This window comes from Paenibacillus lignilyticus (assembly GCF_017942085.1).
Classification (GTDB): domain Bacteria; phylum Bacillota; class Bacilli; order Paenibacillales; family Paenibacillaceae; genus Paenibacillus_Z; species Paenibacillus_Z lignilyticus.
In genome coordinates, this window is the sequence record NZ_JAGKSP010000004.1 from 113,750 (window position 1) to 130,331 (window position 16,582).

Sequence of the window (16,582 nt, forward strand, 5' to 3'; positions counted from 1 at the left end):
GGATCACTCGACATGTTAGTCGCCGAACAACAAGAGAGGGGTGTTGACATGACGCCTGTCGTACTGGATGGAAAGCAGCTCGTGCCTGAACTGGTGATGGAAGTGGCATTGGATTGCAGAGCGGTCATACTGTGTGCGGATGCGGCCGAGCGTGTGAGTCGCTGCCGTGAAATGGTGGAAGAGCTTGTTGCCGCCGGCAAAGTCGTTTATGGCGTAAGCACGGGTTTCGGTAAATTCAGCGATGTGCATATCTCGCCTCAAGACGCCGCGAAGCTGCAAATCAACTTAATTCGCAGTCACGCCTGCGCGGTAGGCAGCCCCTTGCCGGAAGCAACGGTTCGGGCGCTCATGCTTCTTCGCGCCAATGCGCTTGCCAAAGGGTATTCCGGCATTCGTCCGGTCACGCTGCAATTGCTGATCGATTGTATCAATTTAGGCGTGCATCCCGTTGTACCCGAGCAAGGCTCGCTCGGCGCAAGCGGTGATTTAGCGCCGCTTTCCCATCTGGCGCTCGTGCTGATGGGCGAAGGGGAGGCTTTCTATCAAGGGGAGCGGCTTCCGGGTGCTGCGGCGCTGGCCCGAGCAGGGTTGAAACCCATCACCTTGCAGGCAAAAGAGGGGTTGGCGCTCATCAACGGTACCCAGATCATGACCTCGATCGGCACGCTCACCTTCATGAAAGCACAACGATTGGCCCAAATCGCAGACGCGATCGCAGCGCTCACTTTGGAAAGCTTGCGCGGGATCCCGGAAGCATTCGCTGAGGAAGTGCACCAAGCGAGACCTTATCCCGAACAGATTGGCGTGGCGAAGAATTTCCGGACCCTGCTGAAAGGCAGTAAACTAACGACGCGGCAGGGAGAGATCCGGGTACAAGATGCTTATTCGCTTCGCTGCCTGCCGCAAGTGCATGGAGCTACTCGCCAAGTGCTTGATTATGTGCGGGATAAACTGACCATCGAAATCAATTCCGCTACCGATAATCCGCTCTTATTTCCGGAAGATGGGCAGGTCATCTCGGGAGGCAATTTCCATGGTCAACCGATCGCGTTTGCCATGGATTTTCTGAAAATCGGGATGAGCGAGCTTGCGAATATTTCGGAGCGCCGAACCGAACGGCTCGTCAATCCGGCGTTATCCGGCGGCTTGCCTCCTTTCCTTAGTCGCAACCCGGGTATCGGGTCAGGATTGATGATTACGCAATATGTTAGTGCATCACTCGTTTCGGAGAATAAGGTGCTCGCCCATCCGGCAAGCGTAGATTCAATTCCGTCATCGGCCAACCAGGAGGATCACGTTTCCATGGGGACAACGGCCGCCAGACATGCGGTACAGGTGGTTGACAACGTTTCCAAGGTGCTTGCGATTGAATTGATCTGTGCCGCTGAGGCAGCCGAGTTTATCGGGGCGGACGGGTTAGCTCCCGCAACTCGTGCGTTATACGAGAAGCTGAGAACCCTCGTTCCGCCGGTCGTGGATGACCGTTCCACTTCGGCCGATATCGAAAGAACAGCGGACGCTTTGCTGTCCGGCGAATTTCTGGTCGCGGTGGAAGCCATTACCGGACCACTGTATTAGTCAATCATGTTCTAGGGGAGGATCCGATATGACTACGAATAATCAACCGGAACCAAAACGTGTAATCCGAGCTCCGCGCGGCACGGAATTGTCGTGCAAAGGCTGGGTGCAGGAAGCGGCACTCCGAATGCTGATGAATAATCTCGACCCTGAGGTTGCGGAGCGTCCGGAAGAACTGGTCGTTTATGGCGGCATCGGCAAAGCAGCACGCAACTGGCCATCCTATGACGCCATCGTGCGTGAGCTGCAGCGATTAGAGAACGACGAAACGCTGCTGGTCCAATCCGGTAAGCCGGTCGGCGTCTTCAGAACCCATGAACGCGCTCCCCGCGTCCTGTTGTCCAATTCCGTACTCGTGCCGAAATGGGCAACTTGGGAGCACTTCCGCGAGCTGGAGCAGAAGGGGCTGATGATGTACGGTCAAATGACTGCCGGCAGCTGGATTTATATTGGGACCCAGGGAATTTTGCAAGGGACGTACGAAACCTTCGCCGAAGCCGCCCGTCAACATGCAGGAGGTACGCTCAAAGGCACGCTGACATTGACGGCGGGGCTAGGCGGCATGGGCGGCGCGCAGCCGCTGGCCGTCACGATGAACGAAGGCGTCGTCATCGCCGTCGAAGTCGATCGTGCGCGTATCGAACGGCGCATTCAAACGAGGTACTGCGATGTTCTCGCGGAAACGCTGGATGAAGCCTTGGCATTGGCGAACAAAGCCATTTCAGAAGGGGGAGCGCTCGCCATTGGCCTACTGGGGAACGCGGCGGATATTTATCCCGAATTCGTGCGCCGCGGCATCAAGCCGGATTTCGTGACGGATCAAACGTCCGCGCATGATCCGCTTGTTGGTTACATTCCGGCCGGTTATTCCTTGGATGAAGCGGCGGCACTGCGAGCGAGTGATCCGGAGCAATACATGAAGCTGTCCAAGGCAAGCATGGCAATCCATGTTCAGGCGATGCTCGACTTGCAGCGGCTCGGATCGGTCGTGTTCGATTATGGGAACAACATTCGTCAAGTCGCGTTCGATGAAGGGGTTGCCAATGCCTTCGACTTTCCCGGCTTCGTGCCTGCTTATATCCGTCCTCTGTTCTGCGAAGGCAAAGGGCCATTCCGCTGGGCAGCGCTCTCCGGCGACCCGGAGGACATTCGCAAAACGGATGAGCTTGTTCTCCGCATGTTCCCGGGGAACGATCATCTTCGCCGCTGGATTGAGATGGCGCGCGAACGCGTAGCGTTTCAAGGTCTTCCGGCACGCATCTGCTGGCTCGGTTACGGAGAACGGGAAAAGTTCGGTCTCGCGCTCAACGAGATGGTGAAGAGCGGCGAGTTGAAAGCACCGGTCGTGATCGGCCGCGACCATCTGGACTGCGGCTCCGTGGCATCGCCGAACCGGGAGACGGAAGCGATGAAGGACGGGTCGGATGCGGTTGGCGACTGGGCGATTCTGAACGCGCTCATCAACACATCGGCAGGCGCTTCCTGGGTATCCGTCCACCATGGAGGAGGCGTCGGTATGGGTTACTCCTTGCATGCAGGCATGGTTGTCGTTGCCGATGGTACCGACGAAGCAGCTGAACGCCTGCGCTGCGTGTTGACGTCGGACCCGGGAATGGGCATCGTCCGTCACGCGGATGCCGGTTACGAGGAAGCCATCGACAGCGCGGAGAAACATGGAATCCGCATTCCGATGCGCGATTAGGAGATAACCTATAACCTTAAGGAGCGTGACGATCATAGAACGGATAGACTTACTGCTTACAGGCATCGGCCGTTTGGTAACCCCTATCGGGAACGTACCTCGTTACGGAGGAGAGATGAAGGAGCTACGGGAGATTACAAATGCCGCGGTCGCGATACAAGGCGGACGAATTGCGCTCGTCGGTTCCGAAGAAGACGTGACAAACCGGCTGCAAGGCGTAGAAATTGCTCAGACGCTGGATGCTCGCGGTTATCTGGTTACGCCTGGTCTCGTTGATCCGCATACGCATCTCGTACATGGCGGCTCGAGGGAGCATGAACTCGCGCTTAAGCGTTCCGGCGTCCCTTATTTGGATATTCTGGCTCAAGGCGGCGGCATCTTAAGCACCGTTCAAGCTACCCGTGCTTCAAGCGAGCAGCAATTATATGACAAGGCGTATCGAAGCCTCGATATTATGCTCTTGCAAGGCGTAACGACGGTGGAAGCGAAGAGCGGGTATGGCCTTACCTTAGAGGATGAGCTTAAACAGCTGCGTACGGCGAAACGGCTAAACGAAATGCATCCGATTGACGTCGTTTCAACGTTCATGGGCGCCCATGCAGTGCCGCCCGAGTATAAAGGCAGGGCTCACGATTACGTAGACCTCGTCTGCGACATGCTTGCCGAAGTGGCGCAACATGGCCTGGCGGAGTTTTGCGACGTATTTTGCGAACATGGAGTGTTTACAGTAGAACAATCTCGTCGTATATTGCTCGAAGGGCGGGGACTCGGACTGCTTTCCAAAATTCATGCCGATGAAATCGAATCGCTCGGCGGAACCGAATTAGCGGGGGAAGTCGGCGCGATTTCCGCGGAGCATCTGCTGGCGGCGTCCGACGAAGGCTTGCGGATGCTTGCGGCAAACGGCGTCATCCCGGTGCTGTTGCCAGGCACTTCGTTCAACCTTGGACTTAACAAGCATGCAAGGGCGCGGGACATGATCGATCGGTTCAACCTTCCGGTGTCCCTGTCAACCGATTATAATCCGGGATCCTGTCCGACCGAATCCATTCAACTCGTCATCATGCTCGCCTCGCTCAACTTGAAGATGACGCCGGAGGAGATTCTGACGGCCTGCACGATCAATGCGGCAAACGCGATTGGCCGAGGTGATCAGATTGGTTCGATTGAGGTAGGGAAGCGCGCAGATATCACGCTATTCGACGCGCCGAATCTTGCCTATTTGCCCTATCATTTCGGCATCAACCACGCGTACGGCGTGATCAAGAACGGGAATGTCGCCGTTTGGGATCGGCAAATCGTCACGTTGCAAGCCAAGAAGGAGGGGACGCTTCCATGAGCCAGGAGATCCCTTTTCTGAAAAGACCGGATCAGGCCGTGTTTCGAGATCATCTGGAGACAAAGGTCGCGCATTGGATCCGAGAGTGGGATGGCAAGGAACAATTGCTGGCGGGGATCATCGGAGTACCGCTCTCTAAGCCTTCCATCTCGATATCCAGCGCCTCGACGACGCCTGCGGCGATTCGTACGGCATTCAAGTCGTTTACGACCTACTCGCTTGAATATGACGTTGATCTGCAGGACATGGCCGTCCGCGACCTCGGCGACATTCAGATGCATGTTACGGATATCGCGGAATGCCACCGCCGCATCGAGGAAAGCATGAACGCGATCTACAGGGCTCAGCCTTCTATCGTTCCGATCCTATTGGGCGGGGATCATTCGACAAGCTGCCCCTCTATTAAAGCATTCTCCCGGCGTTATCCGGGCAAGAAAGTGGGCATTATTCATTTCGACGCGCATCATGACGTGCGTAATTTCGAAGACGGCGGCGTTACCAATGGGACCCCTTTCCGAGGGGTCTTGGAGTCCGGTGTCGTCGATGGACGGAATATCGTGCAAATCGGTATCCGAGGATTTATGAACGCAAAGCCGTATCACGATTATGTGAAGAGCCATGGCGTGCATGTATTCTCCTCGCGCGATGTGCGTCGCACGGGCATCGATCCGGTCATCGATCAAGCGCTCGCGCTTGTCGGCGACGGAACGGAAGCGATCTATGTCAGCTTCGACGTAGACGTCATCGATCAGGCTTATGCGCCGGGCTGTCCGGCTATCGGGACAGGGGGGCTGAATCCATGGGACGCGCTTGACGCCTTGTATCGACTCGGAGCTTTACCCCAGGTGAAGGGGATCGATTTTGTTTGCATTGACCCAGCCGTGGACGTGCGCAACGTGACTTCTCGCCTTGCCGTACAGTTTATGCTTAGCTTCTTGGCAGGAATGGCAAATCGAAACGGATAATCCGCTAATCAGTGACTATAGAAGGAACCTGAGCTTACTTGAATTTCCGCAAGAGCAGCCATGCTCGGAGGGGGAATTCCGGTAAGCTTTCTTCTCGTGTAGGACTCTTGGATTGTACAATTGTTCGGCACCCTATGATAAGATGGGCCGTATAGTCGACAAATTTCGCTTGGTAAAGTTGCGTAAGATTGCAAAGGGATCGTAATTTTATCTCGTAGCACGGATTATGAAAACGCTTTATTATGAAAGCGTAACCAACAAACGACATTCGGTAAGAGGTGGATGAATGCAAAGGGCTCTGAAGAAAAAAGGATTCCTGTACGAGATTATGAAAAACCGTATTCTCTATCTGATGTTTTTGCCCGTCGGGATCTACTTCCTCGTGCTGGCTTATCTTCCGATGCCGGGTATCGTCATTGCGTTCAAGGAGTATTCCTACGACGGCGGCATTTTCGGAAGCAAATGGAATGGAATCGAAAACTTCAAATATTTCTTCGAATCCGGCAAGCTGTGGCTCGTTACGAAGAACACGGTGCTTTACAATCTCGTGTTTCTGACGGTTAGTACGATTCTATCGGTTATCGTCGCGATTCTGATTGCGGAAATGGTCGGCAAGTACTTCAAGAAGACGGCGCAGACGTTCATGTTCCTGCCGTACTTCATCTCCTGGGTTACCGTGTCGGCGTTCTTCTACAATATCTTCAACTATGATTACGGCGCGCTCAACACGTGGCTGAAGTCGCTCGGCGCAGAGCCGATCGACATCTACTCGAATCCGAGTATGTGGCTCATCCTTCTGCCTCTGTTCTATGTATGGAAGGGAATCGGCTTCTCCAGCGTGCTGTACCTATCGGCGATTATGGGAATCGATCATGAGAGCTACGAATCCGCCAAGATCGACGGCGCGAATTTGTACCAACGGATCTGGTACATTACCATTCCGATGCTAAAGCCGACCATCATTACGCTGGTTCTGCTCGGACTATCCAGAATCATGCGCGGAGAATTCGATATGTTCTACCAACTTATCGGCGACAACGGACTCTTGGCCGACACGACGGACATTATCGATACGTTTGTCTTCCGATCCCTTATATTCGCGAACGACTTCGGCATGGCTTCCGCCGGCGGCGTGTACCAATCCGTGCTTAGCTTCTTCATTATCTACGCGGTAAACTGGGGCGTTAAGAAATGGAACAGCGATTATGCGCTCTATTAGTGACTCTCGGTTCGAGCAGGGAAGGCGGTTCAAGTCTATGAAAATGGGAAAAGACGTCATCACCTTTAATATCATCGCATTCATCGTCGTAGGTTTCATCGGCATCGCCACGATATTGCCATTCGTCATGCTGCTTGTGGGATCCTTCCAATCCGAGAGTTCGATCCTGCAGTATGGATACTCGCTTCTTCCGCGGACCTTTGACCTTGGCGCTTATAAATTCATTTTTATGGAGCCCGAGAAGATCTTCCACAGTTATCTGGTCACGATATTTCTTACGATAGCAGGTACCGGAATATCCGTCTTCTTCTCCTCGATGACTGCTTACGTGCTTGCCAGAAAAGATGTGAAATACCGCAACGGGATGGCCTTCTACCTCTTCTTCACGACCTTGTTCAGCGGGGGCTTGGTGCCTTACTATCTGCTGATGTCCAACTATCTGCATCTACGAAATACGATGATGATTCTGCTCTTGAACGGGATGTTTAACGTCATCTACATCCTGATTCTGAGAACTTATATCGCGAACAGCATTCCGGATTCCATCTCCGAATCGGCGAAGATCGACGGGGCAAATGACTTCTCCATCTTTATCAGAGTCGTGTTCCCGCTGCTCAAGCCGGCGCTCGCATCGATCGGGCTATTCATCGCCCTCGGGTATTGGAACGATTGGTATACGGCGACGCTGTTCATTACCAAAGACAACCTGTTTCCGCTTCAGTACACGCTATACAGAATTCTGAGCTCAACGACCTTCGCGAAACAGATGCTGCAGAATAACGGAGCTGCATCCGCCATTGAATTGCCTCAGCAAACGGTTAAACTCGCGCTGACAGTCGTCGCGACGGGGCCGATCGTTTTCGCTTACCCGTTCGTTCAGAAGTATTTCGTTGCCGGTCTTACGATCGGGTCAGTCAAAGGATAGGTGGGTTTGGTTAATTCCGCTACGCGGCGGTTTAACATAGTTCATTCAATAATTGGGAGGTTAAACAAAGATGAGCAAGAAATCAAAAGCACTAAGTCTTGGTTTATCGCTAATGCTCTGCTTGACGTTAATCTTGTCCGCTTGTTCCAAGAATGACAATGGCAACAAAGACACAGCTAACAACACGCCTGCCAATGAGACGAAGAACAACGCAGCGGCCAGCAACACGGACAACAGCGCTGCAGCCGACAACACTGCAGCCGACAACACAGAGAAACCGCAATTGGATAAAGTGACGTTGAAATTCGTTCTTCTCGGCGAAGCTCCGAAGGATAACGAAGCGGTCATGGCTGAAGTCAACAAGAAGCTCGAAGCCGACATTAACGCGACCATTGAATTGACTTATATTCCGTTCGCCGACATTAATACGAAGTATCCGCTCGTACTGGCTTCCCCGCAGGATTGGGACGTCATCTTCGGTAACGTCAACTACGGCTCCAACGCTTCCAAAGGCGGTTATCACGAAATTACGATAGACGACGTAAACAAGTTTATGCCATTGACGGCATCAGCTACGTCCGAAGGCCAATGGACGGATGCCCGCGTAAACGGCAAAATCTACATGATTCCGCAAACGTTCAAGGAATTGGACGTGGGTACAGGTTTCTACCGTGAAGATCTTCGTAAGAAGTACAACGTACCTGAAATCAAAACGTTCAAAGACTTGGGACCTTACTTTCAAGCGCTGAAAGACAATGAGAAAGGCATGCTTCCTGTTGACGGCTCCGCCTCCGATATTCAAGGTATCTTCGGCGGCTTGATGAAGAACTATGTACTTAAAGAAGCGAACTATGTTACGGGATTCTTCCCGGACGATCCGTCATACACGATTACCGGCTTGTTCGACGATGCCTTCAAAGCGAAGTTTATCGATGCTGCCAAAACGATGAAGGATTGGGCGGACAAAGGGTTGCTGCCTAAGAACGCATTTGCACAGAAGACGGCTGCGTCCGACCTTGCCAAAGAAGGCAAATCCGGCTACTGGGCGAACGCTTTCGAGAACTATGCCCAATACAGCTCCGACATGATCGCTAAAGGCTGGGAGCTTGGCGCGGTCAACAACCTGACAGACAGCGGCGTCGTCATGACTCGTCCCGCTACAGGCAACGGTTTCGCATTCTCTCCGAAAACGAAGAACTACGAAAGAGCGCTCATGGCGATCGACCTGCTGCACCAAGACAAAGCTTATAACATGCTGCTCGCATTCGGAATCGAAGGCAAAAACTACACGCTTAATGGCGATGGCAAGCTGGTTGTCGCTCAGGCCGATCCGAATCCGTACCCGATGTACGGTGCAGGCTGGTGGTCTAACAACCGCGACCAATGGCCGCCGCTTGAGAGCTATACGCAGCAATACATCGACACGAAGAAAGCGCTGCTTGAGAAAGCCGCACCATACTTGCTTAACGGCTTTAATATCGATACGACAAACATTAAAACAGAACTCGCCAATATCGTGAACATCGACAAGCAATACTCTGCACCGATCCAAATGGGTCTGGTGAAAGACGTAGACGCCGCAGTAGCCGACCTGATCGAAAGATACAAAAAAGCCGGCGCCGAGAAAGTAATCGAGGAAGTGAAGAAGCAGGCAGCGGCATTCGTTGCATCCAAGCAAGCGCAGTAATCATAACGGAAGAGGGCTGCTCCCGGAAGGTAGCAGCCCTTTTTTTGAACAAACGGAGGTTCAAATGGATAAGAAAACCATGTTCCTTACACCAACCACGCATTGGGACCGCGAATGGGTCATGACGAAAGGGCAATTTCAGGTTCGTTTGGTTCATTTGATCGATCGGCTGCTGCGCATCATGGACGATCATCCGACCTACAGGTTTCTGCTCGATGGGCAAGCCATTGTACTTGAAGATTACTTAGCTATCAAACCGGAGCAAAGGGAACGGATAGCCGCTCTGATGGCGTCCGGCCGGCTGGTTACCGGACCTTGGTATGTGCTCGCCGATCAATTTCTGGAGAATGGAGAGTCCACGATTCGGAATTTGCTGATCGGCATGGATTTGATTCGGCAAATGCGCGGCAGGCCCATGATGCTCGGTTATGTACCGGATTCCTTCGGGAGTATTGCGAGCCTGCCGATGATATTGAATGGTTTTGGCATTCAATATGCTACGTTTGGACGTGGACGGCCTAGCTGGGATAAAGAACTTGCCGAGTATGAATTCTGGTGGGAGGGTCCTGCGGGTTCGAAGGTTTTGGCGGCCAACCACGGATATAGCCATGGGGTATTCCTGAGCTATCCGGATATTTGGAGCGACATCAGCCAGCCTTCATCGCTAGAGCCCGACGCGCAGCTGACGCTTGGCAGCTTCCTTGATGAAGCGCAGAAGCAGCTCGATAAAGCCTCGACATCCAATCTGTACATGTCCGTTGGGATTGACCATATGGAACCCCGGCCTTCATTACCCGGGATTGTTGATTATATCAATCAGCATCAAGAAGATTATGAGATTCGGTACGCAATGCCCGAAGATTATCTTGCTGCTGTTGCAGCAGCGGCAGATGGATTGTCCTCTTATGCCGGAGAGATGAGAGGATCGGGCGACCTTCCGATGGATTTGGTAGGGACGTTATCCTCTCATATGAGCCTGAAGCAGCAGAACGATGCCAGCGAAATGCTATTGCAGCGATTAATAGAGCCGTTATGGGTCATGGCTTCAATTGCGAGCGGCGTTGCCTATCCGAAGGGGCTCATTCAGAACCTATGGAAGCTGCTGCTTGCCAATCATCCGCATGATTCGATCTGCGGCTGCAGCCTGGATCAGGTTCACAAGGATATGCGGAATCGCTTCGAGGAAATCGAGCACACGGGCGCCTATCTGATCAAGGACGGACTTCATCAATTGCTTACTGCCATAAACACGGCTTCTCAAGAAGAAACTGCGATTGCAGTTGTAGTGGTGAATCCGCTTGGTCGCTTACATACGGGGCCGGTGAAGCGTTATGTGCGCGTTCCGAAGCGATTCAAGCATGACGTCTATACGCTTCTCGACGAGAAGGGGCAGACCATTCCTGCGAGAATACGCCATGTCGTGGATAAAAATAAAGACTTGGAGAGCGAATATATGACCGCCGACATGCTGGCGGTATTGATTTCGAAGACGAGTGAGGATACTCGCGCAGCCAATCAGGTGTTTACGGTACTGGAGATTGATTTTATCGCGGAGAGTGTTCCGGCTATCGGTTACCGATGCTATTGGATCAAGCCCGGCACGACGAACAATGAAGCGGTATCTGTGGAAGCATTAGCATTAGCAGCTCGTCCGGTAGTTTCCTTATGCGAGAGTGGCATGGAAAACGATGCGATTCGCGTTCGTTTCCACGAGGATGGGACGTTTGACCTTCTCTATAAGCGTACGGGGAAGGAGTATCGGGAGCTTAATTATTTGCTCGATCGGGAAGAAACGGGTGATTCGTACGATCATCATGAATTTGCGGCGTATGATGAACGCGATTCCAGAGCATGCAGCGCTGGGACCGGAACGGGATGGCGGCTGCAGGAGCATGTCGAGGATCGCATTGTCTTCAGGGCCGAATTGACCTGGGAGCTGCCCAAAGCGATTCAAGACGGGAAACGCTCATCGGCAGTAGCCAGCCTTCCGATCACGATGACGGCCACGCTTTATGCGAATGTGGAGAGGCTGGACCTAGCCCTCGAAATCGATAATACGTGCAAGGACCATATGCTGCGCGTCGTGTTCGATACGGGACTGCATACGGGAACGGTTTCGGCCTATGATCATTTTCAAGTGGTGGACCGGCGTGTGAGAGAAGGCGGCGGGGAATGGAGAGATGAGCCGTTCCAGGAATTTATTGATGTTTCCGATGGGCGGGAAGGACTGTGCTTATCGACAAAAGGTTTACCGGCTTATGAAGCTGTTCGCGGCAGCGGCGATAGAGGAACCTCCGTGCAGCTTACCTTGGTCAGGTCGGCTGGCAGCATCGGGCAAGCCGCCGGCGCCAACTATCCGGCTCCGGGCGGACAGTGCCAAGGACCGCATCGGTTCGAATATGCGTTAATTCCCCATGAAGGGGATTGGCGGCAAGGACAATGTTTGGGAAAAGCTTCGGATTTTCGCGCACCGCTGTTAGCGGAAGCCTCGTTGCAGCATGATGGGAATTGGCCATCGCAGGGCTCCCTGATGTCGATCCAATCGACAGCGGACAGCGATCCATTCATGAGCTGTTTGAAACAAGCCGAGGATGGCGATGGTTGGATAGCCCGTCTGTGGAATCCTGGGCCGTCAGGATATCTGCAAGTAGATGGTGAGCTCCTCGCCGGGGAATTGGACGTCTGCTCCGCCTTTTTGGATGAGCGTCTGAAGGAAAAGGCAGATGACGCAGCAGCAGCAGGCATAGCGATGCAAGCCGGGGAGCTGGTCACGATTAAGGTTCAGGAGCGGCGCAATCAAGGATAAGAGGGAGAGCGATGATGGCAAAATACCGGTTGACCTATGAGAACTATTTGGATAAAGTGTACGGCGCATGGCTGGGCAAGAGTATTGCCGGTACGATTGGCGCTCCATTCGAAGGCAGGAAAGAACTCTTCGATTACGAATATGACCCGCGGGCCATAAAGGAAATGCTGCCGAACGACGACTTGGATCTTCAGGTGTTATGGCTGCATGTGCTTGAGCAGAAAGGCGTCTACTTCACTTCGATGGATTTGGCTGACGCGTTCTACGAGCGGTATCCGTTCGTGCCGGGCGAATATGCCTGGTTCAAGAAAAATTATAACCGAGGTATTTATCCGCCTGTATCGGGTGCATTCAATAATCGGTATTACGTCAATGGAATGGGCTGTCCCATTCGCTCCGAGATATGGGCCTGCGTTGCGCCGGGCAATCCCGAGCTCGCGGCAGAATTTGCGGGACGAGACGGCATGCTGGACCATGAGGGCGATTCCATTTACGCGGAGCAGTATCTGGCGGCCGTCGAAGCGATGGCCTTCGTCGAAGATGATCTCATGAAGCTGCTGCGAGACGGCATGGTCTATTTGCCCGAGGGAACGAGAATTCGCCGGCTTGTGGAGGATACGATGGCATGGTCCTCGCAGGATTTGACCTGGCAGCAGGTTCGCTCTCGGATTATTCGCGATTACGGTCACCCGGACTGCACGAACCTGTATCAGAATATTGGATTCACACTGGTATGTTTGTTTTACGGCAAAGGGGATTTCCTGGAGACGACGATGATCGCGCTGAATTGCGGCTTCGATACGGATTGCAGCTGCGCGACAGCAGGCGCTCTTCTCGGGATTATATATGGGGCAGACCGCTTAATCGAGAAGCATGCCTTCTACGACACCAGCTACAAGCTGGACGTGAAAGTCGCTCGCCGATCCAATCAACTGTCGGACTTGGCCGAGGATACTTGCGCAGCGGGGTTGACCATCATGAGAGAGCTTAATGGGGCGATCGAGATTACAGGCCAGCCGTCTGAGCTTGGCTCCATTCCCGCGAACAAACCGGAGCCTTCCATTGTGCTCTCCGTTGATTATCAGGGAATACCCGTTGTTGGATGGTCGGAGAGCAAGACGATCGCCATCGGACTGTCGAACGAGACGGAGTTTGTCGCTGTGGATCAATTGACGGTCGACTTGCCTGATGGCTGGCAGAGTGATTGGACTTCGCAGCACATCGTTCTGCAGCCGGGGGAAATCAAATCGGTTACGCTCACGGTAAGCGTACCGGAGCAGGTTAGCTACCTCTCGGAGAAAAACTTGCTCACTGCTGCATTCGGCGGGGCAACCTTTATCTTCGGACTGAACGGAGCGCAGGTGTGGAAAGTATTCGGGCCGTTCTGGGAAAATCATATTGAGCTTCCTCGCACGGAGCTTGGTGAGTGGTATTACGGAGCATTCAAAGGCACGAGGGACGAAATCGCGGATTTGACGCGGCAATTTCATCTCAATACGAAGGCCGATGCGACCAAAGATTATAGGAGTCTGGTCGATCCGCAGGATTACCGGTTCGTGAATGTGACCGAGGATTTGTTCTCGGTTTCGGATCTGATCGGCTTCCAAGGACCCTGCGTCGTATACGCGGAGCGGGAGATCGAGCTGCCGGAGGATCGCGAGGTCAACATTATTTTCGGGCATACCGAAGCTTATCGGCTATGGATTAACGATCAATTAATAAGCGAGACGGATCATCATGATTGGTGGACCGCGGAGAATCGGCATCACTCTGAGGTGAAGCTGCGTCAGGGAAGGAACAAAATCGTGCTGCAGGCGATTCGGCGCGGCCGTCATGCGGATTACAGCTTGATCTTCACCGAGCTGGGTCAATCGTTCCCGCATCACATCACGGATCTTGGCTCGTGGATCGACCATAAATAACGTCAGAGAGGACTGCCGCAGCGGCAGTCCTCTCCGTTCGTCGAGCAACCTACGTTCTTTCAATCTTCTAACGGTTGCCATCGAGCATATTTGAACGTTTTCCACTAGAAATCGACCCATCTGCTGCAAATAACGTCTGTGACAACCATTAGAATTTCAAAAAGGTTTATTTTCATATCATAGCCTCGCTGACAACCGTTAAAGTTTTGTTCATGAAAGGTAGATATTAAAGAGGTTGTCGTCCCCGTAGAGGTTATTGGATCTTCGAACCCTATTATAGAAACACGAATCCATCATGTATAATACATATTAAACTACGAGATCATAGCTATCAGTCTATCGGATCGGGTGGGTCGGGATATTCGCGAACTGGTGGAAGGGAAACGAGAAGTTCGGGATATGGCAGGCTTGCTTGAGCCGACGGCGGTTATGAAATACCCCCGGAATGTTTAAAACCCAAAATGAATCGAGAAGGAGCCATGATACATGTCGCAGAATAACTATCAAGCTTTAATCAAAGATCGAATCTTCATGGGCGGAGCAGCGGATGTAGAGGATATGATCAAGAACGAAGAGGTCGATGTCGTCATCGACTTGCGTGCCGAGGCTGCCGGTTGTGCCTATGAAGGCGCGGATGTGGAGTGGATTCAAATTCCTCTTGGAGACAATAAGGCGGATGACCATCTATTATTTAAGAAAGCGATTGATGAAGTTGTCGGCGCGTACAAGAGCGGCAAGAAAGTAGCTTTCCATTGCGCCGGGGGCGGCGGCCGAACAGGTGTCGTTGCAGTCGGAACACTGATAGAGCTTTCTCAAGCGGCCGGTATTGAAGAAGCGGAAGCGAAGGCAATCGATATTCGTGCCAAAATCAATATAAAGCCGCCTCAGCGAGAAGCGCTGGACAAGCTATACCGGATATAACGGAATTGCCCACCGACATGTGCCGGTGGGTTTTTTGGTTGACGATGTTTGTTCGGGATTTGAAGGTTTGCTGCGAACGGTAATTGTCATAAGTCATTTATTGATACATAATGTATCTATAATAAAGGAGGAGTGATCACTCTTGAAGAAGCTGCTATCGTCCGTCTTGATTGCTTGTTTATGGTTAGCTACGCTCAGCATTGTACCTGCAAGCGCGGCAGCACCGAGTAACGGCAGCATATTGCTGCAGCTGGATGGCATTTCCGGCGAATCGACCATGAAAGGGTATGAGAAGTGGATTGCAATTGCAGGTGCTTCGTTCTCCATAACCAGTCAAGGCGCCGTTGCCGCAGGTTCAGGTTCAGGGGCTTCTAAAGTAAGTCTGTCATCGCTCACCATTTCCAAATCAACCGATGCTGCGTCTATACCGCTCATGTTGACTGCCATGAAAGGCGTACATATTCCGAAAGGCAAGCTAGTTTATACGCGTCAAGGTGGAGAGGGGAATCCACTCCCTTACTTGATGATCGAGCTTGAAGATATTTTTATAAGCAACTACAACTTCGATGATACTGAAGAGACCGTGGAGCTGGTTTACGGTAAAGTGAAGTGGACGTACTGGATTACGGATGCGAAAGGGATACGTAAACCTGTCACAGGCGGCTGGGATGTTAAGAAAAATGTACCCGCCGCTTAATGAATACTAGAAGGCAGCCGCATCGGCTGCCTATTTTTGTTGTGCGTGAAGGAGGTTTTCAATCCTAGGCGTCGAAACAACCAGACATACATCTAGAAATGGAGAGTGTGTGCGCGTTGAAAGCAAATCGAATGGAAGCGTTCAGCGATGGCGTATTAGCCATCATTATTACGATCATGGTGCTGGAATTGAAAGTGCCGGAGGGACACGAGTGGCATTCGCTGGTAAGTTTGGCGCCGAAGCTGCTCAGTTATTTGTTCAGCTTTATCTACGTGGGGATTTACTGGAATAATCATCATCATCTTCTTCACGCCGTTCATACGATGAACGGCAAGCTGATGTGGCTTAATATGCTATTGCTATTCTGGTTATCGCTCGTGCCTTTCTCTACGGCTTGGATCGGAGAGAGTCACTTTGCTCCCACGCCGACAGCGCTGTATGGCATCGTGCTGCTGCTAGCCTCCGTTTCATATTGGTTATTGCAGCGCGCGATTCTGGGCCAGCATCCATCTGACTCTGCGATTCTGGCGGCGATGGGTAAAGATTTCAAAGGTAAGATATCGCCTTTGATCTATCTATTAGCCATCGTGACGGCCTATCTTAACGCATGGGTATCTTGCTTCTTCTTCGCGCTTGTTGCGGTGCTCTGGTTTGTGCCCGACAAACGGATTGAACGCGTATTGCTGAGAAAGGCAAATTAGAAGGGAAAGCCAGTTCGATCAGAGCGCCGATCGGACTGGCTTTTTTTGCGTTGAGGCCGAGTTTTCATAATTCTAAGCTCTACTGCAAACAATAAGGAAATAATTAACTGTCGGCAGGTG

12 protein-coding genes are annotated in these 16,582 nt (G+C 52.4%); all 12 read left to right on the plus strand.

The features are described from left to right. Positions 1–48 precede the first annotated feature (48 nt). The gene (hutH, locus tag I8J30_RS12585; protein WP_210655435.1) at positions 49–1,578 is read left to right on the plus strand and encodes a histidine ammonia-lyase; all 1,530 of its coding nucleotides are present in this window, start codon (positions 49–51) and stop codon (positions 1,576–1,578) included. 28 nt (positions 1,579–1,606) lie between these two features. Beyond that, positions 1,607–3,280, plus strand: a complete 1,674-nt coding sequence (gene hutU / locus I8J30_RS12590; protein ID WP_210655434.1) for a urocanate hydratase — start codon at positions 1,607–1,609, stop codon at positions 3,278–3,280. A gap of 34 nt (positions 3,281–3,314) precedes the next feature. Beyond that, positions 3,315–4,619, plus strand: coding sequence for an imidazolonepropionase (hutI, locus tag I8J30_RS12595; RefSeq protein ID WP_338044813.1), 1,305 nt, complete (start codon positions 3,315–3,317; stop codon positions 4,617–4,619). Further along, a complete protein-coding gene (hutG, locus tag I8J30_RS12600) occupies positions 4,616–5,584 on the plus strand; it encodes a formimidoylglutamase (protein WP_210655432.1) in 969 nt (322 codons plus the stop codon). Before hutI ends, hutG begins: the two co-directional genes overlap by 4 nt. Positions 5,585–5,870: 286 nt before the next feature. Beyond that, on the plus strand, positions 5,871–6,803 hold the full coding sequence (locus tag I8J30_RS12605; protein ID WP_210655430.1) for an ABC transporter permease: 933 nt from the start codon (positions 5,871–5,873) through the stop codon (positions 6,801–6,803). 37 nt (positions 6,804–6,840) lie between these two features. After that, positions 6,841–7,728, plus strand: a complete 888-nt coding sequence (locus tag I8J30_RS12610) for a carbohydrate ABC transporter permease (protein WP_210655428.1) — start codon at positions 6,841–6,843, stop codon at positions 7,726–7,728. Between the two features lie 70 nt (positions 7,729–7,798). After that, a complete protein-coding gene (locus I8J30_RS12615) occupies positions 7,799–9,415 on the plus strand; it encodes an ABC transporter substrate-binding protein (protein ID WP_210655426.1) in 1,617 nt (538 codons plus the stop codon). Positions 9,416–9,479: 64 nt separating this feature from the next. Next, positions 9,480–12,221, plus strand: coding sequence for an alpha-mannosidase (locus I8J30_RS12620; RefSeq protein ID WP_210655424.1), 2,742 nt, complete (start codon positions 9,480–9,482; stop codon positions 12,219–12,221). 11 nt (positions 12,222–12,232) lie between these two features. Next, positions 12,233–14,143, plus strand: a complete 1,911-nt coding sequence (locus I8J30_RS12625; protein WP_210655422.1) for an ADP-ribosylglycohydrolase family protein — start codon at positions 12,233–12,235, stop codon at positions 14,141–14,143. A 486-nt stretch (positions 14,144–14,629) separates the two neighbouring features. Next, entirely contained in the window at positions 14,630–15,064 is a 435-nt protein-coding gene (locus I8J30_RS12630) for a protein-tyrosine phosphatase family protein (RefSeq protein ID WP_210655420.1), read from the plus strand. Between the two features lie 142 nt (positions 15,065–15,206). Continuing rightward, positions 15,207–15,761, plus strand: a complete 555-nt coding sequence (locus I8J30_RS12635; RefSeq protein ID WP_210655418.1) for an Hcp family type VI secretion system effector — start codon at positions 15,207–15,209, stop codon at positions 15,759–15,761. Between the two features lie 116 nt (positions 15,762–15,877). Beyond that, on the plus strand, positions 15,878–16,462 hold the full coding sequence (locus I8J30_RS12640; RefSeq protein WP_210655416.1) for a TMEM175 family protein: 585 nt from the start codon (positions 15,878–15,880) through the stop codon (positions 16,460–16,462). The last annotated feature ends 120 nt before the right edge of the window (positions 16,463–16,582 follow it).